The organism is Cupriavidus sp. GW821-FHT07C08 (genome assembly GCF_059419025.1).
Genome location: NZ_JBWKQZ010000001.1, coordinates 538,323 through 558,332 on the forward strand (window position 1 = coordinate 538,323; position 20,010 = coordinate 558,332).

General features: G+C 65.2%; 16 protein-coding genes. 2 read left to right on the forward strand and 14 right to left on the reverse strand.

The genetic code is table 11. The features are described from left to right. The 8 genes from lpdA to ugpB form a co-directional block, all read right to left on the reverse strand. Positions 1-1,425 (reverse strand): dihydrolipoyl dehydrogenase, encoded by a 1,425-nt coding sequence (lpdA, locus tag AC07UK_RS02630; RefSeq protein WP_436222079.1) that lies wholly within the window; start codon positions 1,423-1,425, stop codon positions 1-3. Positions 1,426-1,528: 103 nt separating this feature from the next. Next, positions 1,529-2,797, reverse strand: coding sequence for a 2-oxoglutarate dehydrogenase complex dihydrolipoyllysine-residue succinyltransferase (gene odhB, locus AC07UK_RS02635; RefSeq protein WP_494685297.1), 1,269 nt, complete (start codon positions 2,795-2,797; stop codon positions 1,529-1,531). Positions 2,798-2,886: 89 nt separating this feature from the next. Further along, positions 2,887-5,739, reverse strand: a complete 2,853-nt coding sequence (locus tag AC07UK_RS02640; RefSeq protein WP_436222080.1) for a 2-oxoglutarate dehydrogenase E1 component — start codon at positions 5,737-5,739, stop codon at positions 2,887-2,889. Between the two features lie 328 nt (positions 5,740-6,067). Then, positions 6,068-6,838, reverse strand: coding sequence for a glycerophosphodiester phosphodiesterase (gene ugpQ / locus AC07UK_RS02645; protein WP_316150316.1), 771 nt, complete (start codon positions 6,836-6,838; stop codon positions 6,068-6,070). 2 nt (positions 6,839-6,840) lie between these two features. Beyond that, a complete protein-coding gene (locus AC07UK_RS02650; protein WP_494685296.1) occupies positions 6,841-7,941 on the reverse strand; it encodes a sn-glycerol-3-phosphate import ATP-binding protein UgpC in 1,101 nt (366 codons plus the stop codon). 39 nt (positions 7,942-7,980) lie between these two features. After that, positions 7,981-8,829, reverse strand: a complete 849-nt coding sequence (gene ugpE, locus AC07UK_RS02655) for a sn-glycerol-3-phosphate ABC transporter permease UgpE (RefSeq protein WP_013957190.1) — start codon at positions 8,827-8,829, stop codon at positions 7,981-7,983. A 12-nt stretch (positions 8,830-8,841) separates the two neighbouring features. Further along, the gene (ugpA, locus tag AC07UK_RS02660) at positions 8,842-9,723 is read right to left on the reverse strand and encodes a sn-glycerol-3-phosphate ABC transporter permease UgpA (protein WP_035816365.1); all 882 of its coding nucleotides are present in this window, start codon (positions 9,721-9,723) and stop codon (positions 8,842-8,844) included. Positions 9,724-9,876: 153 nt separating this feature from the next. After that, positions 9,877-11,193 (reverse strand): sn-glycerol-3-phosphate ABC transporter substrate-binding protein UgpB, encoded by a 1,317-nt coding sequence (ugpB, locus tag AC07UK_RS02665; protein WP_436222083.1) that lies wholly within the window; start codon positions 11,191-11,193, stop codon positions 9,877-9,879. 195 nt (positions 11,194-11,388) lie between these two features. Here ugpB and AC07UK_RS02670 point away from each other — a divergent pair, with 195 nt between their 5' ends. Then, positions 11,389-12,180 (forward strand): HAD-IIB family hydrolase, encoded by a 792-nt coding sequence (locus AC07UK_RS02670; protein ID WP_436222084.1) that lies wholly within the window; start codon positions 11,389-11,391, stop codon positions 12,178-12,180. A gap of 73 nt (positions 12,181-12,253) precedes the next feature. On the opposite strand, the gene ntrC is transcribed toward AC07UK_RS02670, so the two are convergent. From ntrC to AC07UK_RS02690, 4 genes are all read right to left on the reverse strand, one after another. Continuing rightward, positions 12,254-13,801, reverse strand: coding sequence for a nitrogen regulation protein NR(I) (ntrC, locus tag AC07UK_RS02675; protein WP_436222085.1), 1,548 nt, complete (start codon positions 13,799-13,801; stop codon positions 12,254-12,256). 86 nt (positions 13,802-13,887) lie between these two features. Continuing rightward, positions 13,888-15,066 carry a nitrogen regulation protein NR(II) gene (gene glnL / locus AC07UK_RS02680; RefSeq protein WP_436222086.1) on the reverse strand — a complete coding sequence of 393 codons (1,179 nt, stop codon included), beginning with the start codon at positions 15,064-15,066 and terminating at the stop codon, positions 13,888-13,890. Between the two features lie 4 nt (positions 15,067-15,070). Then, positions 15,071-15,646, reverse strand: coding sequence for a hypothetical protein (locus AC07UK_RS02685; RefSeq protein WP_013957196.1), 576 nt, complete (start codon positions 15,644-15,646; stop codon positions 15,071-15,073). Positions 15,647-15,787: 141 nt separating this feature from the next. Continuing rightward, positions 15,788-17,203, reverse strand: a complete 1,416-nt coding sequence (locus tag AC07UK_RS02690; protein ID WP_010809454.1) for a 3-hydroxylaminophenol mutase — start codon at positions 17,201-17,203, stop codon at positions 15,788-15,790. A gap of 463 nt (positions 17,204-17,666) precedes the next feature. Here AC07UK_RS02690 and AC07UK_RS02695 point away from each other — a divergent pair, with 463 nt between their 5' ends. Further along, a complete protein-coding gene (locus tag AC07UK_RS02695; RefSeq protein ID WP_114132567.1) occupies positions 17,667-18,131 on the forward strand; it encodes a rhodanese-like domain-containing protein in 465 nt (154 codons plus the stop codon). 71 nt (positions 18,132-18,202) lie between these two features. On the opposite strand, the gene AC07UK_RS02700 is transcribed toward AC07UK_RS02695, so the two are convergent. Both AC07UK_RS02700 and AC07UK_RS02705 read right to left on the reverse strand, forming a co-directional pair. Next, the gene (locus tag AC07UK_RS02700) at positions 18,203-19,027 is read right to left on the reverse strand and encodes a competence/damage-inducible protein A (RefSeq protein WP_436222087.1); all 825 of its coding nucleotides are present in this window, start codon (positions 19,025-19,027) and stop codon (positions 18,203-18,205) included. Positions 19,028-19,039: 12 nt separating this feature from the next. Next, entirely contained in the window at positions 19,040-19,939 is a 900-nt protein-coding gene (locus AC07UK_RS02705; protein WP_436222088.1) for an EI24 domain-containing protein, read from the reverse strand. Positions 19,940-20,010: the final 71 nt, after the last annotated feature.

Genomic DNA, 20,010 nt, shown 5'->3' on the forward strand with positions numbered 1-20,010 from the left:
TTACATATTAAGCTGACGCTTGTCGACGGCCAGCGCGGCTTCGCGCATGACTTCCGACATCGACGGGTGCGGATGGCAGACGCGGCCGATATCCTCGCTGGCGGCCTTGAACTCCATCGCCACCACGGCTTCGGCGATCAGGTCAGAGGCGTTGGCGGCGACGATGTGCACGCCCAGGATCTCGTCGGTCTTGGCGTCGGCCAGCATCTTGACGAAGCCGTCGGCATGGCCCATGCCCAGCGCACGGCCGTTGGCCATGAACGGGAACTGGCCTGCCTTGTACTCGCGGCCTTCGGCCTTGAGCTGGGCTTCGGTCTTGCCTACCCATGCGATTTCCGGGAAGGTGTAGATCACCCACGGAACGCAGTTGTAGTCGATGTGCGGCTTCTGGCCGGCGATGCGCTCGGCCACGGCCACGCCTTCGTCCTCGGCCTTGTGCGCCAGCATCGGGCCGCGCACCACGTCGCCAATGGCCCACAGGCCCGGCACCTTGGTGGCGCAGTGGTCGTCCACCTCGATGAAGCCACGCTGGTCCGCGGCCAGGCCGACGGCGTCCAGGCCCAGGTTGTCAGTGTTGGGCACGCGGCCGACCGACACGATCAGGCGATCGACCTCCAGGGTCTGGGCCTTGCCGTCCTTGTCGGTGTACTTGACGGTCACGCCGTTCTTGCCGGTGGTCACTTCGTTGACGTTCACGCCGAGGCTGAACTTCAGGCCCTGCTTGGTCAGCTGCTTCTGCGCTTCCTTGGCCACGCCTTCGTCGGCGGCGCCCAGGAATGCGGGCAGCGCTTCCAGCACGGTCACATCGGAACCCAGGCGGCGCCACACCGAGCCCAGCTCCAGGCCGATCACGCCGGCGCCGATCACGCCCAGCTTCTTCGGCACTGCGGGGAACTTGAGCGCGCCCTCGTTATCGCTGACCAGGTCGTTGTCGACCTTGACGCCCGGCAGGTGGCGAGCCTTCGAACCAGTGGCGATGATGACCTGCTTGGCGGTCACGACTTCACCGGCAACGTCGACCTGGAAGCCCTCGGCGGTCTTGCCGACGAACTTGCCGTAGCCCTTGAGCAGCGTCACCTTGTTCTTGCGGAACAGGAACTCGATGCCCTTGGTCATCTTGCCGACGATGTCGTCCTTGCGCTTGAGCATCTTGGCCACGTCGACCTTGACGTCGCCCACGGTGATGCCGTGGTCGCCCAGGTGGTGCTGGACGTTCTCGAACTCTTCCGAGGAAGCCAGCAGCGCCTTGGAGGGGATGCAGCCCACGTTCAGGCAGGTGCCGCCCAGGCGGGCTTCGCCCTTGGGATCGTCATACGGATTGCCTTCGCAGCAGGCCACGTTCAGGCCCAGCTGGCCGGCACGGATGGCGGCGATGTAGCCGCCGGGGCCGGCGCCGATCACCAGCACGTCGAATTGTTTGCTCATGGGAATTCCTTTGTGGGCGCCGGCGACAGCTTGTGCCGGCGCGCCTTCATCACGGGGGAAGCGCGCCCCGCGCACGGCAGACGTGCGCGGGGGGGACCGTTAATTACAGGTCCAGCAGCAGGCGGGCCGGATCTTCCAGCGCGTCCTTCATGGCCACCAGGCCCAGCACGGCTTCACGGCCGTCGATGATGCGGTGGTCATACGACATCGCCAGGTAGTTCATCGGGCGGATCACGATCTGGCCGTCTTCCACCACCGGGCGGTCCTTGGTGGCGTGCACGCCCAGGATGGCCGATTGCGGCGGGTTGATGATCGGGGTCGACAGCATCGAGCCGAACACGCCACCGTTGGAGATCGAGAACGTACCACCGGTCAGTTCTTCCAGCGACAGCTTGCCGTCACGGGCCTTGACGCCGAACTCGGCAATCTTCTTCTCGATGTCGGCCAGGCTCATCTGGTCGGCATTGCGCAGGATGGGCACCACCAGGCCGCGCGGCGAGCCCACGGCGATGCCGATGTCGAAGTAGCCGTGGTAGACGATGTCGTTGCCGTCGATCGAAGCATTGATCAGCGGGAACTTCTTCAGCGCGTGCACCGCGGCCTTGACGAAGAACGACATGAAGCCCAGCTTGACGCCGTGTTCCTTCTCGAAGCGGTCCTTGTACTTGTTGCGCAGGTCCATCACCGGCTTCATGTTCACTTCATTGAAGGTGGTGAGGATGGCGTTGGTCGATTGCGATTGCAGCAGGCGCTCGGCGATACGGGCGCGCAGGCGGCTCATCGGCACGCGCTCTTCCGGGCGGTCGCCCAGCGCGGCGAAGTCAACCGGGGCCGAAACCTGCTGCAGCGCCGGCTTGGCAGCGGCCGGAGCCGGAGCAGCCTTGGCGGCCGGGGCGGCCGGAGCAGCAGCAGCGGCCAGTGCGTCACCCTTGGTGATGCGGCCGTCCTTGCCGGTGCCGGCAACCTGGCCAGCCGACAGGCCGGCTTCGGCCATCAGCTTGGCAGCCGACGGCATCGCCACACCACCTGCGGCGGCCGGAGCGGCGGCAGCAGCGGCAGCAGCGGCCGGTGCCGGGGCAGCGGCGGCAGGTGCCGGAGCGGCAGCAGCCGGGGCGGCGGCGCCAGCGGTGGCTTCGGTGTCGATCTTGGCGATGATCTCATCGGCCACGACGGTGTCGCCGTCGTTCTTGACGATAATCGACAGGACACCTGCCGACGGGGCCGGCACTTCCAGCACGACCTTGTCGGTTTCGATCTCGATCAGGATTTCGTCCTGTGCAACAGCCTCGCCCGGCTTCTTCTTCCAGTTGAGCATGGTCGCTTCGGCGACCGATTCGGAGAGCTGCGGAACCTTGACGTCAACGATAGCCATGGTTGTGAATTCCTCGTGTTATGCGTGTTGTCTTTATGCTGGCTATGCCACGGCGGCCGTCTGCGCGCGCCGCCGTGGCTGCCGCTTGATTACTTGGTCAGAACAAAGCCCTTGAGCTTGGCGAAGGCAGCATCCAGCAGCGCCTTCTGTTGCTCGTTGTGCTTTGCGTAGTAGCCCACTGCCGGCGAAGCCGAAGCGGGACGACCGGCATAACCGAGCTTCTGGCCATCCGTCATGTTTTCCATGATGTAGTGCTGCACGAAGAACCAGGCACCCTGGTTCTGCGGCTCGTCCTGGCACCACACGATTTCGGTGGCGTTCGGATACTTCTTGAGCTCTGCTGCCACGGCCTTGTGCGGGAACGGATACAGCTGTTCCAGGCGGATCACCGCCGTATCGTTGGCCTCGCGTTCCTTGCGCGTATTGACTAGGTCGTAGTAGACCTTGCCCGAGCACATGATGACGCGCTTGACCTTGCTGGCGTTGAGCTCTTCGTGGTCAGGGATGACCGTCTCGAAGTGGCCCTTGGCCAGGTCCGACAGCGGCGACACGGCGTCCTTGTTACGCAGCAGCGACTTCGGCGTCATGATCACCAGCGGCTTGCGGAACAGACGGATCATCTGGCGGCGCAGCAGGTGGAAGATCTGGGCCGGCGTGGTCGGCTGGCAGACCTGCATGTTGTGGTCCGCGCAAAGCTGCAGGAAGCGCTCGATACGGGCCGAGCTGTGTTCCGGGCCCTGGCCTTCGTAGCCGTGCGGCAGCATCAGCGTCAGGCCCGAGGCGCGGCCCCACTTCACTTCACCCGACGAGATGAACTGGTCGATCACCACCTGGGCGCCGTTGACGAAGTCGCCGAACTGGGCTTCCCAGATCACCAGCGCGTTCGGTTCGGCGGCCGAGTAGCCGTATTCGAAACCGAGTACGGCTTCTTCGGACAGCACCGAGTCGATCACCGTGAACGGTGCCTGGTTTTCCGACACATTCTGCAGCGGCACGTAGCTGCCGGCATCCCAGCGCTCGCGGTTCTGGTCGTGCAGCACGGCGTGGCGGTGGGTGAAGGTGCCGCGGCCGGCATCCTGGCCGGTGATGCGCACCGGGTAGCCCGAGGACACCAGCGAGGCGAAGGCCAGGTGCTCGCCCATGCCCCAGTCCAGCGGCTGGTCGCCGCGGCCCATGTTGGCGCGGTCCTTGACGACCTTTTCCACCAGCGGGTGCAGCTTCAGCGTCTCAGGCGTGGTGGTGATGCGCTCGGCCAGGCGCTTCAGTTCGGTCACCGGCACAGCAGTGTCGGCGGCGTCGGTCCACTTGCGGTTCAGGAACGGCATCCAGTCCACGGCGAACTTGTTCTTGAAGTTCGACAGGACGGGGTCGGCGGTGTGCTTGCCGGCGTCCATCGCGGCGCGGTATTCCTTGACCTTCTCGTCGCCGAACTCAGCCGGGACCAGGTTCTGCGCGGCCAGCTTGTCGGCGTACAGCCTGCGCGTGCCGGGGTGCTGGGCGATCTTCTTGTACATCAGCGGCTGCGTGACCGCCGGGGTGTCCTGCTCGTTGTGGCCCAGCTTGCGGAAGCAGATGATGTCGACCACGACATCCTTCTTGAACTCCATGCGGAAGTCCACGGCCAGCTGCATGGCGTACACCACGGCTTCGGGATCGTCGCCGTTCACGTGCAGCACCGGGGCCTCGATCATCTTGACCACGTCCGTGCAGTACAGCGTCGAACGCGCGTCGCGCGGGTCGGAGGTGGTGAAGCCGATCTGGTTGTTGATGACGATGTGCATCGAGCCGCCCGTGCCGTAGCCGCGGGTCTGCGCGAGGTTCAGCGTCTCCATCACCACGCCCTGGCCGGCAAAGGCCGCGTCGCCGTGCACCTGCACCGGCAGCACTTCCTTGTGGCCGACTTCGCCGCGGCGTTCCTGGCGGGCCTTGGCCGAGCCTTCGACCACCGGGTTGACGATTTCCAGGTGCGACGGGTTGAACGCCAGCGACAGGTGGACCGGGCCGCCTTCGGTCGAGACATCGCTCGAGAAGCCCTTGTGGTACTTGACGTCACCGGCCGGCAGGTCGTCGACGTGCTTGCCTTCGAATTCGGCGAACAGGTCGGCGGGCATCTTGCCCAGGGTGTTGACCAGCACGTTCAGGCGGCCGCGGTGGGCCATGCCGATCACGATTTCCTGCACGCCCTTGCTGCCGGCGTGCTGGACCAGTTCGTCCATGGCGGCGATAAAGCTTTCGCCGCCTTCGAGCGAGAAGCGCTTCTGGCCGACGTACTTGGTGTGCAGGAAGCGCTCCAGGCCTTCAGCCGCTGTCAGGCGGTCCAGGATGTGCTTCTTCTTTTCCAGCGTGAACACCGGCTTGGAACGCGTGGTTTCCAGGCGCTCCTGCCACCAGCGCTTCTGCGCCTGGTCGCTCACGTACATGAATTCGAAACCGATGGTGCCGCAGTAGGTTTCGCGCAGGTTGTTGAGCAGCTCGCGCAGGCTCATCGACTCCTTGCCAAAGTAGGTGTTGCTGGCATTGAAGACGATGTCGAGGTCGGCTTCGGAGAAACCGTAGAACGCCGGGTCCAGATCCGGCAGGGGCGGACGCTCCTGGCGCTTGAGCGGGTCCAGGTCGGCCCAGTGCGAACCGATGTTGCGGTAGGCGGCGATCAGCTGGGTGGCAGCGACGCGCTTGCGACCCATGTCGGAATCGGCCGAGGCAACGATGGTCTTGATGGGGCCTTGCTTGGCGCGCTCGGCGAACGAGGCAACGATGGGGGCGTGGGGGATGTCCCGACCGTTCGAGCCGTCGACCGCAGGAACGTTCTGCATGGCGTCGAAATACGCGCGCCAATTGTCGGGAACCGAGGCGGGGTTCTGGAGGTAGGCTTCGTACAGTTCTTCGACATACGGGGCGTTACCGCCGAAGAGGTACGAGTTGCTCTGATACTGCTGCATCATGGGACGCTCACTATTCTCCGGGAATGCCGGAGTTCAGCGGGTTATTCAACCTTCCGCGACACGGCTTGACCGGTTAGCGGATCGCAAACAACTCTTGGGAGCCCAACGGAGGCGCCTACGCAAACGGCACCGCGAGGGTGCCGCATGTGATGGCTTCCTCACGAGGCCCGAAAGGGCAAGTTGTGCGGGGAAGGACCTAAAGTCTTCACGGCGGTAAGAATAGCATGAATTGCCTTGGATCAATGTGGACTTTTCGCGATACGAAACAGCCACCCACGACAATTCGGTGCGCAATCAGCGAATTAGCAACATCCGCACAACAATTTCATCAAGGCGATATCTGGTCGACGGCGTCGGTGATCAGCCCGTCCAGGCCCCAGGCCAGCAACTGCTCGGCACGCTCCGGGTCATTGACCGTGTAGCTGAGGACCCTGAAGCCGGCAGCATGCGCGTCGGCAATCACCTTGGCATTGAGCACACGGTGGTTGGCATCCAGCGCCACGCAATCGAGCTCGCGCAGCCGGTCCAGCCAGTCCACGGGCAGCTTGTCGAGCAGCAGCGCCCTCGGCAGGTCCGGCGCAACCCGGCGTGCCGCCGCCAGTGCGTCTTCGGAGAAGGACGACAGCAATGGAGGCACTGGCGCGCCGCGCCAAAGGCTCTGCGCGTCCAGCGCCACGGCTGCGCCGGTCAGGGTCTCCCGGCCCGGGACGGGCTTGATCTCGATATTGATGCAATACCCGTTGGCGCAGGTGTAGCGTGCGATCGCCCTGAGTGTTGGCACGGGTTCGCCCGCAAAGGTGGCGCTGTGCCAGCTGCCGGCGTCGAGCTGCGCCACTTCGCCCAGGGTCAGGCTGTCCACCCGTCCGCTGCCGGAGGTGGTGCGGTCCAGCGTGGCGTCATGCATCAGCACCGGCTTGCCGTCAGCCGTCAGCTTCACGTCGAATTCGAACATCCGGTAACCGAAGGACGCGCCGTGGCGGAAGGCCGCCAGCGTATTCTCCGGCGCCAGCTTGCCCGCGCCACGGTGCGCGATATGGCGCGGATACGGCCAGTTGTCGGTGGTCACCGCGCCTGGCCAGGTTGTCTGTTCGTCTGCCATGATCAGGCCTCGATGCGCTTGCCCGTGTCGGGCGCAAAGAAATGCAGGTGCTCCGCCGACGACGTCACCGGCAGGCGGTCGCCGGCGCGCACGTGCGCATGGCTGTCCAGCCGCACCACCACCGCCTGTCCGCCGAGCGAACCATAGGCGAAGGAATCCGCGCCGAGCGCCTCGACCACGCGCACATCGACTTCGGCGATGGCCTCATGCGCGGCGCACGGCTCGATATGCTCCGGGCGCAGCCCCAGCAGCGCCTGCTCCGGCAGGTGCAGCCCCATCGGCAGGTGCCCCAGCGTGGCCTTGGCGGCCTCGCCCTCCTTCGCCACCACGCGCATCTGCGCGCTGGTGTCGCCGCCGGCGTTGCGCGCCACCGGGATCAGGTTCATCGGCGGCGAGCCGATAAAGCCCGCCACGAAGGTGCTGGCCGGACGCGAATAGACGTCCAGCGGCGTGCCGATCTGCTCGACGCGTCCGGCGTTGAGCACCATCATGCGGTCAGCCAGCGTCATCGCCTCGACCTGGTCGTGCGTGACGTACAGGCTGGTGGTGCCCAGGCGCCGGTGCAGCTCCTTCAGTTCCAGCCGCATCTGTACGCGCAGCTTGGCATCCAGGTTGGACAGCGGCTCGTCGAACAGGAACACCGCCGGCTCGCGCACGATGGCGCGGCCCATGGCCACGCGCTGGCGCTGCCCGCCCGACAGCTGGCGCGGCTTGCGGTCCAGCAGCGGCGCCAGCTCCAGGATGCCGGCGGCATGGTTCACCCGCTGCGCGATCTCGGCCTTGGCCATGCCGCGGATCTTCAGGCCGTAGGCCATGTTGTCGTACACGCTCATATGCGGATAGAGCGCGTAGTTCTGGAACACCATGGCGATGTCCCGCTCGGCCGGCTCCAGATTATTGACGACCTTGTCGCCGATATGGATCTCGCCGCCGGTGATGGTTTCCAGCCCCGCCACCATGCGCAGCAGCGTGGACTTGCCGCAGCCCGAGGGGCCGACGATGACGATGAACTCGCCGTCGGCGATCTCCATGTCGATGCCGTGCACCACCTTGACGTTGCCGGCGTAGGTTTTCTGTACGTTGCGTAGCGACAGTTTTGCCATTGCTGTTGTCCTGCGTGCGCGCGGGTGGCGCGCCACGCCTTATTTTTCCGTTTCGACCAGGCCCTTGACGAACCACTTCTGCATCAGCACCACCACCACCGCGGGCGGGATCATCGCCAGCATCACCGTGGCCATCACCAGGTTCCAGTCAGTGGCGGCATCGCCCGAGCGCGAGATCATCTGCGTCACGCCCACCACCACCGGCGTCATCGACTTCTGCGTGGTGATCAGCAGCGGCCACAGGTACTGGTTCCAGCCGTAGATGAACTGGATCACGAAGAGCGCGGCGATACTGGTGCGCGACAGCGGCAGCACCACGTCCCAGAAGAAACGCAGCGGCCCGGCGCCGTCGATGCGCGCGGCCTCGGCCAGCTCGTCCGGAATGGTCAGGAAGAACTGGCGGAACAGGAAGGTGGCGGTGGCCGACGCGATGATCGGGATGGTCAGGCCGAAGTAGCTGTCCAGCATGCCGAGGTCCGACACCACCTTGTAGGTCGGCAGGATCCGCACCTCCACCGGCAGCATCAGCGTGATGAAGATCAGCCAGAAGAAGGTCTTGCGCAGCGGGAACTTGAAATAGACGATGGCAAAGGCCGAGATGATCGAGATGGCGATCTTCCCGAGCGCAATGCCCAGCGCCATGATCAGGCTGTTCTTCATCATGGTCGAGACCGGCGATGCGGCCTCGCCCACGCCCTGGAACAGCACGGTGCGATAGTTCTCGATCAGGTGGCTGCCGGGGATCAGCGTCATCGGCGCGTCCAGCACCTCTTCGGCGGTCAGCGTGGACGCGACGAAGGTCAGGTACACCGGGAACACCACGATCACGATGCCCAGGATCAGCACCGCGTGGCTCAGGAAATCAAGGAAGGGGCGACGTTCTACCATGTGCTGTCTCCGTCAGTACTGGACCTTGCGTTCCACGTAGCGGAACTGCACCACGGTCAGCGCGATCACGATCACCATCAGCACCACCGACTGCGCGGCCGAGCCCCCGATGTCCATGCCGCGAAAGCCGTCATGGAAGACCTTGTAGACCAGCGTGTTGGTCGAATTGAACGGGCCGCCGTGGGTAACCGCGTCGATGATCGCGAAGGTATCGAAGAACGCGTAGACCACGTTGATCACCATCAGGAAGAAGGTGGTCGGCGACAGCAGCGGGAACACGATCGACCAGAAGCGGCGCCACGGGCCGGCGCCGTCGATGGCAGCGGCCTCGATCAGCGAGCGCGGGATGCTCTGCAGCCCGGCCAGGAAGAACAGGAAGTTGTAGCTGATCTGCTTCCAGGCGGCGGCCAGCACCACCAGCAGCAATGCCTGGTCGCCGTTGAGCAGGAAGTTCCATTCCACGCCGAGCTTGCGCAGCGCATAGGAGACCACGCCCAGCGTCGGGTTGAACATGAACATCCACAGCACGCCGGCCACGGCCGGCGCCACCGCATACGGCCAGATCAGCAGCGTCTTGTAGCCGACGGCGCCGCGGATGATGCGGTCGGCAAAATAGGCCAGCAGGAGCGCGGTAGTCAGGCCCACCACGGTCACGCCCACGGCAAAGATGGCGGTGGTCTGGAACGACTCCACGTACAGCGGGTCGTTCCACAGCATGCGGAAGTTGTCCAGGCCGACGAACTCCAGGTTGATGCCGAAGGCATCCTGCTGCAGCATCGACTGGTACAACGCCTGCCCGGCGGGCAGGAAGAAAAAGATCAGCGTGATCGCGATCTGCGGCAAGACCAGCAGATACGGCAGCCACGGCGAACGGAAAACGACGCGTTTTTCCATAAACGGATTCCGGCGAATGCCGCGGGTCGCGGCATCGGACTAGGTACGGAGTTGCGGGCGGTCCCGATCGGTGCGACGGGGCCGTCCACAATGCAAGCGGGCGGAGGTTTCGCCACCGCCCGCTTGTCACATCAGCTTGCTGGCAATGCCGGCTTACTCGCGGGCTGTCTTCTGGAAGCGCTCCAGCAGATCATTGCCGCGGGCCACGGCCGAGTCCAGCGCCGCCTTGGGCTCCTTCTTGCCGGCCCAGACGGCTTCCAGTTCTTCGTCCACCACGGTGCGGATCTGCACCATATTGCCCAGGCGCACGCCGCGCGACTTGTCGGTGGTCTTGACCACCATCTGCTGCACCGACACATCGGCACCCGGGTTCTTGTCGTAGTAGCCCGATTTCTTCGTCATCTCGTAGGCGGCCATCGTCACCGGCAGGTAGCCGGTGGCCTGGTGCCAGTCAGACTGGATCTCGGGGCGCGACAGGAAATTGAAGAACTTGGCCACGCCCTTGTACTCGTCGGGCTTCTTGCCGCCCATCACCCACAGCGAAGCGCCGCCGATGATGGTGTTCTGCGGGGCACCCTGCACCTCCGGGTAATACGGCAGCTGCGCCACCGCGAACGCGAACTTGGCGTTCTTGCGGATATTGGCCAGCGATGCCGACGAACCGGTGAACATCGCGCACTCGCCGTTGTAGAACTTGGCCTGCGACTCGGCCTTGCGCCCGCCGTAGCTGAAGTAGCCCTTCTTCACCATGTCCTGCAGGTTGGTGATGTGCTTGACGTGCAGCGGGCTGTTGAAGAGCAGGCGCGTATCGGTGCCGCCGAAGCCGTTGTTCTTGGTCGCGTACAGGGTGTTGTGCCAGGCCGAGAAGCTCTCCAGGTGGACCCAGCCCTGCCAGTCCGTGGTGTACGCGCAGTTGGTGCCCGAGGCCTTGAGCTTGGCCGAGTACTGCATCACCTCGGGCCAGGTCTTGGGCGGCTTTTCCGGATCCAGGCCGGCCTTCTTGAAGGCGTCCTTGTTGTAGTAGAACACCGTGGTCGAGCTGTTGAACGGGAACGACAGCATCTCGCCCTTGGACGAGGTGTAGTAGCCCGCCACCGCCGGGATATAGGCCTTCTGGTCGAACTTCTCGCCGGCGTCCTTCATCACCGCCGACACCGGCTTGATCGCGCCCTTGGCGCTCATCATGGTAGCGGTGCCGACCTCGAACACTTGCAGGATCGCCGGCGCGCCACCGGCGCGGAACGCGGCGATGCCCGCGGCCATGGTCTCGTCGTAGTTGCCCTTGTTGACCGGCACGATCTTGTAGTCGGACTGGCTGGCGTTGAACTTGTTGGCGATCTCGTTCACCTTGTCGTTCAGCGCGCCCTGCATGGCGTGCCACCACTGGATTTCAACGGCGGCGTGGGCGCTGCCGGCCCCGGTCAGGGCTGCCAGCGCTGCGAGTTTGAGCACGGTACGGGAAAAGGACATCGGTGGCTCTCCTTTGGTCTGTCTGTTCCGGTCGGTCGAAAATCCGACAGCATGTGATTCTTTTATGACAGCGGCATGTTACGCCTGTCGCACCTGCGCTAGCAAATCAGCAGATTCACCAGTATGGCCAGTACGATGAGTTTTGCAGTGCAATAAGAGCAATTGCCGCCAGATCCACGGTTACAATGGCCCGCCATGCAATCCCTGAACAAGCTCTCTAATTCCGTGCTGCAGCGCGTGCGCGGCGTGCTAACCGATATCGACGGCACCCTGACCACCGACGGGCGCCTGCCGGCCTCGACCTACCTGGCGCTCGACGGCCTGCACCGCGCGGGCCTGCACGTGATCCCGGTCACCGGGCGCTGCATCGCCTGGGCCGAGATCCTGACCCGGCTTTGGCCGGTCGACGCCATCATCGGCGAGAACGGTGCGTTCTACTCGCACCTGCACAAGGGCCGCCTGCAGACCCGTTTCCTGGACGATGCCCCCACGCGCGCACGCAACCTGGAGCGCATCCACGCGCTGGGCCAGCGCATCGTGCGCGAAGTGCCGGGCTGCGCGCTGGCCTCGGACCAGGCCTGGCATGCCGCCGACCTGGCCATCGACCATGCCGAGGATGTCGCGCCGTTGCCTGAAGACGCCGTGGCCCGCATCGCCGCCATCATGCGCGAGGCCGGCATGACCGCCACCGTCAGCTCGATCCATGTCAACGGCTGGTTCGGCCTGCACGACAAGCTGTCGATGAGCAAGCTGTGCGTGGCCGAGCTGCTGGGCGAAGACGTGGACGCGCGCCGCGACGAATGGCTGTTTATCGGCGATTCGGCCAACGATGCCAGCATGTTCGCCCACTTTCCGCTATCGGTTGGCGTGGCCAATGTGCGCGACATCCTGCCGCAGCTGCCGGTGCCGCCGGCCTATATCACGGCAGCGGCCGGTGGCGAGGGCTTTGCCGAGATGGCGCAGCGGCTGGTCGAAGCGCGCGGCTGATTACGTCACGCAAAAACAAAAAACCGGCCGGGAAAGTCCCGGCCGGTTTTTTTGTCGCCTGCCCTGCCCTGGCTCAGTCGAACCCCAGCTCCTGCAGCTTGCGCGTGATGGTATTGCGCCCGATCCCGAGCCGGGTCGCCGCCTCGACGCGGCGCCCGCGCGTGACACCCAGCGCGGCCTCCAGCACCGCCTTCTCGAAGCGGCGCGTCAGCACATCCATGACCTCCGGCTGGCCGGCTTCGAGCATCGCCCGTGCCTCGCCGGCGAGCAGGCCTTCCCAGCCGGCCGAGGCCGGGGCCGGGACCACCGTCGCCACGGACGCGGGCCGGACCGCGGTGGCCGTGTCGGCCTCTGCCACCGTCGCCGCGTACCCGCCGTAGTCGGCCAGCTCAGGCGCGCTTTCATACTCGGGCGCGCGCGCTTCGGCAGCGCGCTCAGGCCGCGGCGCATTGACCGGCTCGCTGGTGCCGGCCTCCAGCATCTCGCGCGGCAGGTCCTTGACCTCGATGGTCTGGGCCGGCGCCATCACGGTCAGCCAGTTGCACAGGTTCTCCAGCTGGCGCACGTTGCCGGGGAACGGCAGCGTGCTGACGTAGACCAGCGCTTCGTCGGACATGCGCTTGGGCTCGACGCCCAGTTCCTTGGCGCTCTTCTGCAGGAAATGACGCGCCAGCAGCGTGATGTCCTCCGGGCGTTCGCGCAGCGGCGGCAGGCGCAGCCGGATCACGTTCAGGCGGTGGAACAAGTCCTCGCGGAACAGCCCTTCCTTGACGCGCAGCTCCAGGTTCTGGTGGGTGGCGGCAATCACGCGCACATTGGCGCGCAAGGGGTTGTGGCCGCCGACACGATAGAAATTGCCATCGGACAGCACGCGCAGCAGGCGCGTCTGCAGGTCGAACGGCATGTCGCCGATTTCATCCAGGAACAGCGTGCCGCCCTCTGCCTGCTCGAAGCGGCCGCGCCGCATGGTCTGCGCACCGGTGAAGGCGCCGCGCTCATGGCCGAACAGTTCGGATTCGAGCAGGTCCTTGGGAATGGCTGCGGTATTGAGCGCGATAAAGGGCCCGTTGGCGCGCGGGCTGTGCTTGTGCAGCGCGCGTGCGACCAGTTCCTTGCCGGTGCCGGACTCGCCGGTGATCATCACCGTCACGTTGGACTGCGAGAGCCGGCCGATGGCGCGGAATACGTCCTGCATCGCCGGCGCCTGGCCGAGGATCTCGGGCGCATCGACCAGGCGGTCGTCCAATTCTTCCTCGCGCAGGCTTTCTTCCAGCGCGCGGCGGATCAGCTCGACCGCCTTGTCGACATCGAAAGGCTTGGCCAGGTATTCGAAGGCGCCGCCCTGGAACGCGGCCACGGCGCTGTCCAGGTCCGAGTAGGCCGTCATCACGATGACCGGCAGGCCCGGATGCCGCGCCTTGATGGCCTGCAGCAGGTCCAGGCCCGATCCGCCGGGCATGCGGATATCCGATATCAGCACCTGCGGCTGGTCGTCTTCCAGCGCGGCCAGCGCATCCCGCACATTGGTGAAGCTGCGCGAGAGCAGGCTTTCACGGGCCAGGGCCTTTTCCAGGACCCAGCGGATTGATTGATCGTCGTCGACTATCCAGATCGGCTTCATGTGCGTCGCTTGTCTGCTCGGTGTCATTTGGTCTTCCGCATGCCCGGCCACGGCGGGTGCACCATGCTCGCGGACGCCAGCAAAAGCTAGTGCAGCGGCAGCAGGATGCGGAAGTCGGTACAGCCCGGCCTGCTCTCGCATTCGATCAAGCCCTCGTGCTGCTGCACGAAGGTTTGAGCGAGTGTGAGACCGAGTCCGCTGCCGCCATCCCTGCCCGATACCAGCGGATAGAAGATGCGTTCGCGGATGTCTTCGGGAATTCCCGGGCCGTTGTCGATGACATGCAAGTCCAATGCCAGCTTGAACAGGCGCTTGGCAATCGTGACCTGGCGCGCCACGCGCGTGCGCAGCACGATCTGCGCATCGCCGCGCGCCATGCGGTCGGCCAGCGCCTGCGCGGCGTTGTGCACGATGTTGAGCACGGCCTGGATCAGTTGCTCCATGTCACCCTGCAGCTCGGGCAGGCTGGCGTCGTAGTCGCGCACGATCTCCAGCCCGTTGGGAAACTCCGCCAGCACCACCGAGCGCACGCGCTCCAGCACTTCGTGAATATTCAGACTGGACACGATATGCGGATGCCGGTGCGGCTCTAGCAGCCGGTCCACCAGCGTCTGCAGCCGGTCCGATTCCTTGATGATGACCTGCGTGTATTCGCGCAGCGAGCGCTCCGGCAGTTCGAACTCCAGCAGCTGCGCCGCGCCGCGGATGCCGCCCAGCGGGTTCTTGATCTCGTGGGCCAGGTTACGGATCAGTTCCTTGTTGGCCGAGGTCAGGTCCAGGATGCGCTCTTCGCGTTCGCTGCGCACCTTCTGTTCGTTGGGCAGGATTTCCACCACCACGGTGTCGCCCACTGCTTCCAGCGCGGAGATCACCACGTGCACATGGGCCGGCTCCTGCAGCGGCGGGTGCAGGATCAGGTCCTGCCGGCGCACGTCGAACTGCCGCGTGACCACGGTGTCGATCATGCTGTGCAGCTCATCGGAACGCCCGAACAGGTCAGGCAGCGTCAGCTCCACCATGCCCTTGCGCGACACGCCGAAGGTGGCTTCAGCCGCCGGGTTCGCAAAGACCACGCGCAGCCCCGGCTGCCGCACCAACAGCACCGGGTTGGCCACCACGTCCAGGCCGGCATGAAACGCCACGGCGCCCATGGTCAGCACCTGGGCGCTGTCTTCGGCCGGTGCCGAGTCGGCCGCCGGCGATTCGCCACGGGCGCCGTCGGCACCGCTGACCTTGCGCGACACTCCGCGAATCAGGCGACGCATAAGACTAGTCCTTCAAATTGCCAAGCTCGCGCCGCAGCGACGCCGCATTGGCCTCGCTGCGGGCGATGTCGTCGCGCAGCGCTGCCGTGCGATCGAGGTATTTCTGATAGTTGCGCTCATTGCCCTGGCGCTCCGGCTGACCGTTGTTGTACTCGGCACGCAGCCCCTGCAGCTTGGCCTCTTCGGCCTGCAGCTCCTGCGCGAGCACCGCGCGGCGCTCGCCGTCGCGGCTCTTCTGCGTGGCGCTGTCCACGCGCGGGAAGCTGGTGCCGCCAGCCGCCGCGCCGGCCGTGCTGCCAGCGCCCTTGGCCGGCGCAGCGATACGCCCGCCCGGAACCGTCACCACCTCCGGCAGGTTCAGCTTCTTGCAACCCTTGCCGGCGTTGCCATTGCGATACTCGGGCACGCCATTGGGCCCGGTACAGACATAGACGTCCGAGGACTGCGCGGAAGACTGCCCGGCCCATGTGCCCAGCGTCAGCGCCACGGCACTCACCAGAACAGGGAATCCGAGACGAAATTGGTGCAGAGATCGGGGCAAGGTCAGGGTCCGGCGAGCCGTGCGTGAAGAGGCGTCCATGAACATGGCGTTAGGTTTGAACGGGGGTGGAACACGATTCCCCATTCTAGCGAGCAAAGCAGAAAGGGGCAGCCGAAGCCGCCCCTTTCTAGTGCAACTGTTGCCCGGTCACAACCTGCGTCATTCCCGGGCAAGGGCCGCTTACAGCGAGTAGTACATTTCGAACTCGACCGGGTGCGTGGTCATGCGGAAACGCGTGACTTCTTCCATCTTCAGTTCGATGTAGGCATCGATCATCGAGTTCGAGAACACGCCGCCGCGGGTCAGGAACTCGCGATCGTTGTCCAGGTACTCAAGCGCCTGGTCCAGGCTCGAGCACACGGTCGGGATCTTTGCATCCTCTTCCGGCGGCAGGTCGTACAGGTTCTTGTCGGCAGCTTCGCCCGGGTGGATCTTGTTCATCACGCCGTCTAGGCCGGCCATCAGCAGCGCCGAGAAGCCCAGGTACGGGTTCATCAGCGGATCCGGGAAGCGGGTCTCGATGCGGCGGCCCTTCGGGTTGGCGACATACGGGATGCGGATCGAAGCCGAGCGGTTGCGGGCCGAGTAGGCCAGCTTCACCGGAGCCTCGAAGCCCGGCACCAGGCGCTTGTACGAGTTCGTGCCCGGGTTGGTGATGGCGTTCAGGGCGCGGGCGTGCTTGATAATGCCGCCGATGTAGTACAGCGCGAATTCCGACAGGCCGGCGTAGCCGTTGCCCGCGAACAGGTTCTGGCCGTCCTTCCACACGGACTGGTGCACGTGCATGCCCGAACCGTTGTCGCCAACGATCGGCTTCGGCATGAAGGTGGCGGTCTTGCCGTAGGTGTGGGCGACGTTCTGGATCACGTACTTCTGCATCTGGGTCCAGTCGGCGCGCTGCACCAGCGTGCTGAAACGGGTGCCGATTTCGTTCTGGCCCTGGCCAGCCACTTCGTGGTGGTGGACCTCAACGGGGATGCCCAGCGATTCCAGGATCAGGCACATTTCCGAACGCATGTCCTGGAAGGTGTCGATCGGGGCGACCGGGAAGTAGCCGCCCTTCTTGCCCGGACGGTGGCCGCTGTTGCCGTGCTCGAATTCCTTGGCCGACGACCACGGGGCTTCTTCGGAGTGAATCTTCACGAAGCAGCCTTGCATGTCGACGTTCCAGGTCACGCCGTCGAAGATGAAGAACTCGGGTTCCGGGCCGAAGAAGGCGGTGTCGCCCAGGCCGGTGCTCTTCAGGTAGGCTTCGGCGCGCTTGGCGATGGAACGCGGGTCGCGGTCATAGCCCTTGCCGTCCGACGGCTCGACCACGTCGCAGGACAGCACCAGCGTCGGCTCTTCGTAGAACGGGTCGATGTGGGCCGTGTTCGAATCGGGCATCAGCAGCATGTCCGAAGCTTCGATACCCTTCCAGCCGGCGATCGACGAACCGTCGAAGGCGTGACCGCTTTCGAACTTGTCTTCATCGAAGTGCGACACGGGCACGGACACGTGTTGCTCCTTGCCTTTGGTATCGGTGAAACGGAAATCGACGAACTTGACGTCGTTTTCCTTCACAAGCTTCATCACGTCTGCAACGCTGTGGGCCATGCCAATCTCCTGGATATTCGGCGGAAGTCTGAGAAAGCCAATTCTTGGGCCTGTCGTCACCGGCGCCGATGCATGCTCTGCCGCGCCGTCCCGACCAGCCACGAAAGGACGAGGAATGTTAGCAGAAAGCGTGCCATGCAAACGCCCCACGGCCACCGGCAGCCCGAAAAATGTGCAACGTCGGCGAACCCGCGCACCGCGGCGGCGTCAGTGTCCGGCCATGCAAGCAGCTGCTCCGCTGCCGAGTGGCGCACCGGTTACACGCACTCTGGCGTAGCGCCCCCTAATAAAACACCACAATGGTGCATTCAGCAAGACTCCGCACTGTAACAGTGCGGATGCACCAAAAAGAGTCACCCGGTGCCCCGACAGCCGGCAATCAGGTTTCGAACCGGCCCGGCGCTATAGAATAGTACGTTGCGGTCTTGCCGCCCCCATTTCATTCCTCAAATTTGTCACGCAGATGACCACTCGAGACGATCTCCTCCAGGCCGCCCGCCAGCGCCAGCAACAGAACCAGCTCCCGTATTTCGGCGCGCTGTCGCCGCAGGAAGCCTTTGCGCTGCTGCAGAACGATCCTTCCGCCGTGCTGGTCGACGTGCGCACCCAGGCCGAGCTGGACTGGGTCGGTGGCGTTGATGTGCCGGACGCGCAGTTCGCCCACGTCGAATGGATGTCCTATCCAGGCGGCGCGCAGAATGCCCGCTTTCTCGAAGAGCTGAGGGCACGCGTGCCGGCCGACGTGCCGGTGCTGTTCCTGTGCCGCAGCGCGGCGCGCTCCAAGCACGCCGCGCGCGTGGCCACCGAAGCCGGCTATCACTTCGCCATGGACGTGCTGGAAGGCTTCGAGGGCAACCGCGACGACCACCACCACCGCAAGACTGTTGAAGGCTGGTGCGTGCGCGGACTGCCGTGGCACGGCGCCTGATCGCGGTCGGGCCAGAATGAGAGAAGGGGCAGCCAAGGCTGCCCCTTCTTCTTTTTGCGACCCGTGGCGCCTTAAGCCCGCGCCGCTTCGCGCGGCGGCTGTTCCACGGTCTCGAACCCCATCGCCTGCACGCCTTCGAGCAGCATCGCGTAGGCCGGCGCCAGCAGATCGGCCGGGCCCTTGACCCCCAGGTCGATATGGCGGCGCGCGAAGCGGTCGCCGCGCTGCACGTCGCCGACCGACGGCAGGCTGAACACGCGGATGCCCGGATGCGCCGCTTCGACCTTCTCCATCAGCGGCGTCAGCGTGGACTCCGGCGCTTCGAACACGTAGAAGGCCCGCTCCTGCTGCTGCACCTGGTGGAACAGGTGCGCATAGTCGTGGTCCAGCACCCATTCCATCATCGGCCATGCCATCACCGGGAAACCCGGCATGAAGTGGTGGTGACCGACCGAAAAGCCCGGGATGCGGTTGTAGCTGTTGGGGATGATGCGCGCGCCCTCGGGGAACTCGCCCATCTTGAAGCGGTGCTGGTTTTCCGGCAGGTTCAGGTCGGCCTTGACCGGGTCGCCGCCGGCGGTCTCGGCAATGCGCAGCGCGATCAGCTCGCGCGCCTCGGGATGCAGCACCAGCGGCACGCCCAGCGCGGCGGCCACGCACTGGCGGGTGTGATCGTCCGGCGTGGCGCCGATGCCGCCGGTGCAGAACACCACGTCCGGGCCGGCCAGCGTGCGCCGCAGCGTGGCGGTGATGCGGGCGCGGTCGTCGCCGACGTATTCGGCCCAGTCCAGCGCCAGGCCGCGCGCGCCCAGCAGTTCGATGCTGCGGCGCAGATGCTTGTCTTCACGCCGCCCCGACAGGATCTCGTCGCCAATGACGATCAGGCCAAAACCCATATTGCCCTCGCTTCAGGAATTTTCGATGCGGCGCACGTCGGTCGGCGCCAGGTCGATGACGTCGCCGTCAAGCGCCGGCTTGTCCGGCTGAGGCGCCGGCGGCTGGGCCGGCACCGCCGCGCGCTCGGCACGCAGCTGCGCCAGCGCGCGCAGGCAGAAATGGCCGAACCACAGCGCCGAGAAGATAAAGATCAGCACATAGAGCCACAGCGTGCCGGCCAGCACGAACGGGAACAGGAAGATCACCGCCGCCGACGACACCCACAGCAGCGTCGGCGCCGAGCCCAGCAGCCCGACCGCGACCCCGATCACCAGCAGCGGCGTGCGATGACGGCGCACCAGCGTCTTGCGCTCTTCGGCGCTGGCGTGGTCGGCGAGCGCGTCATAGGTCATCACGCGGTAGGTCAGCCAGCCCCACAGCACCGGCGGGATCAGCGCAAAGAACGGCGGGATCAGCCACAGCGGCAGCGTCACCAGCACCAGCACCAGGAACACCAGCGTGCTGCCCAGCGACTGGAACACGCTGCCCAGGATGCTGCCGCCATGGGCCTTGGCCAGGTCCGGGTAGCTGCGCTCCAGGTGGCGCACCACCGCCGGCACCGAGAACACGCCGATAAACATCAGCATCGAGGCAATCACCAGCGGGATCGCCAGCGCCGCCACGAACAGCGGCGCCACGATGGTGCGCATCGATTGCAGGCCGAACCAGTCGAGCGCGCTGTAGATCCAGCTGGTCAGGATGGAGGTTTCCAGGAAGCTGCGCGTGGCACCCATGATGGGGTCCCAGCCCCACCAGAGCAGGCCGCCCCACAGCAGCGTGGCCAGGACGAAAGGCAGCACGGTCAGCATCAGCATGCGGGGATGCAGCTGGCTGATCAGCGCGCGGCCAAACGAGCGGAAGATATCGTTCATGCAGTCGAAGGCAAACAGGAGGAAAGGCGCCGGGCGCGGCAGAAGTCCGACTGGGCCGGACCGGCGGCAAC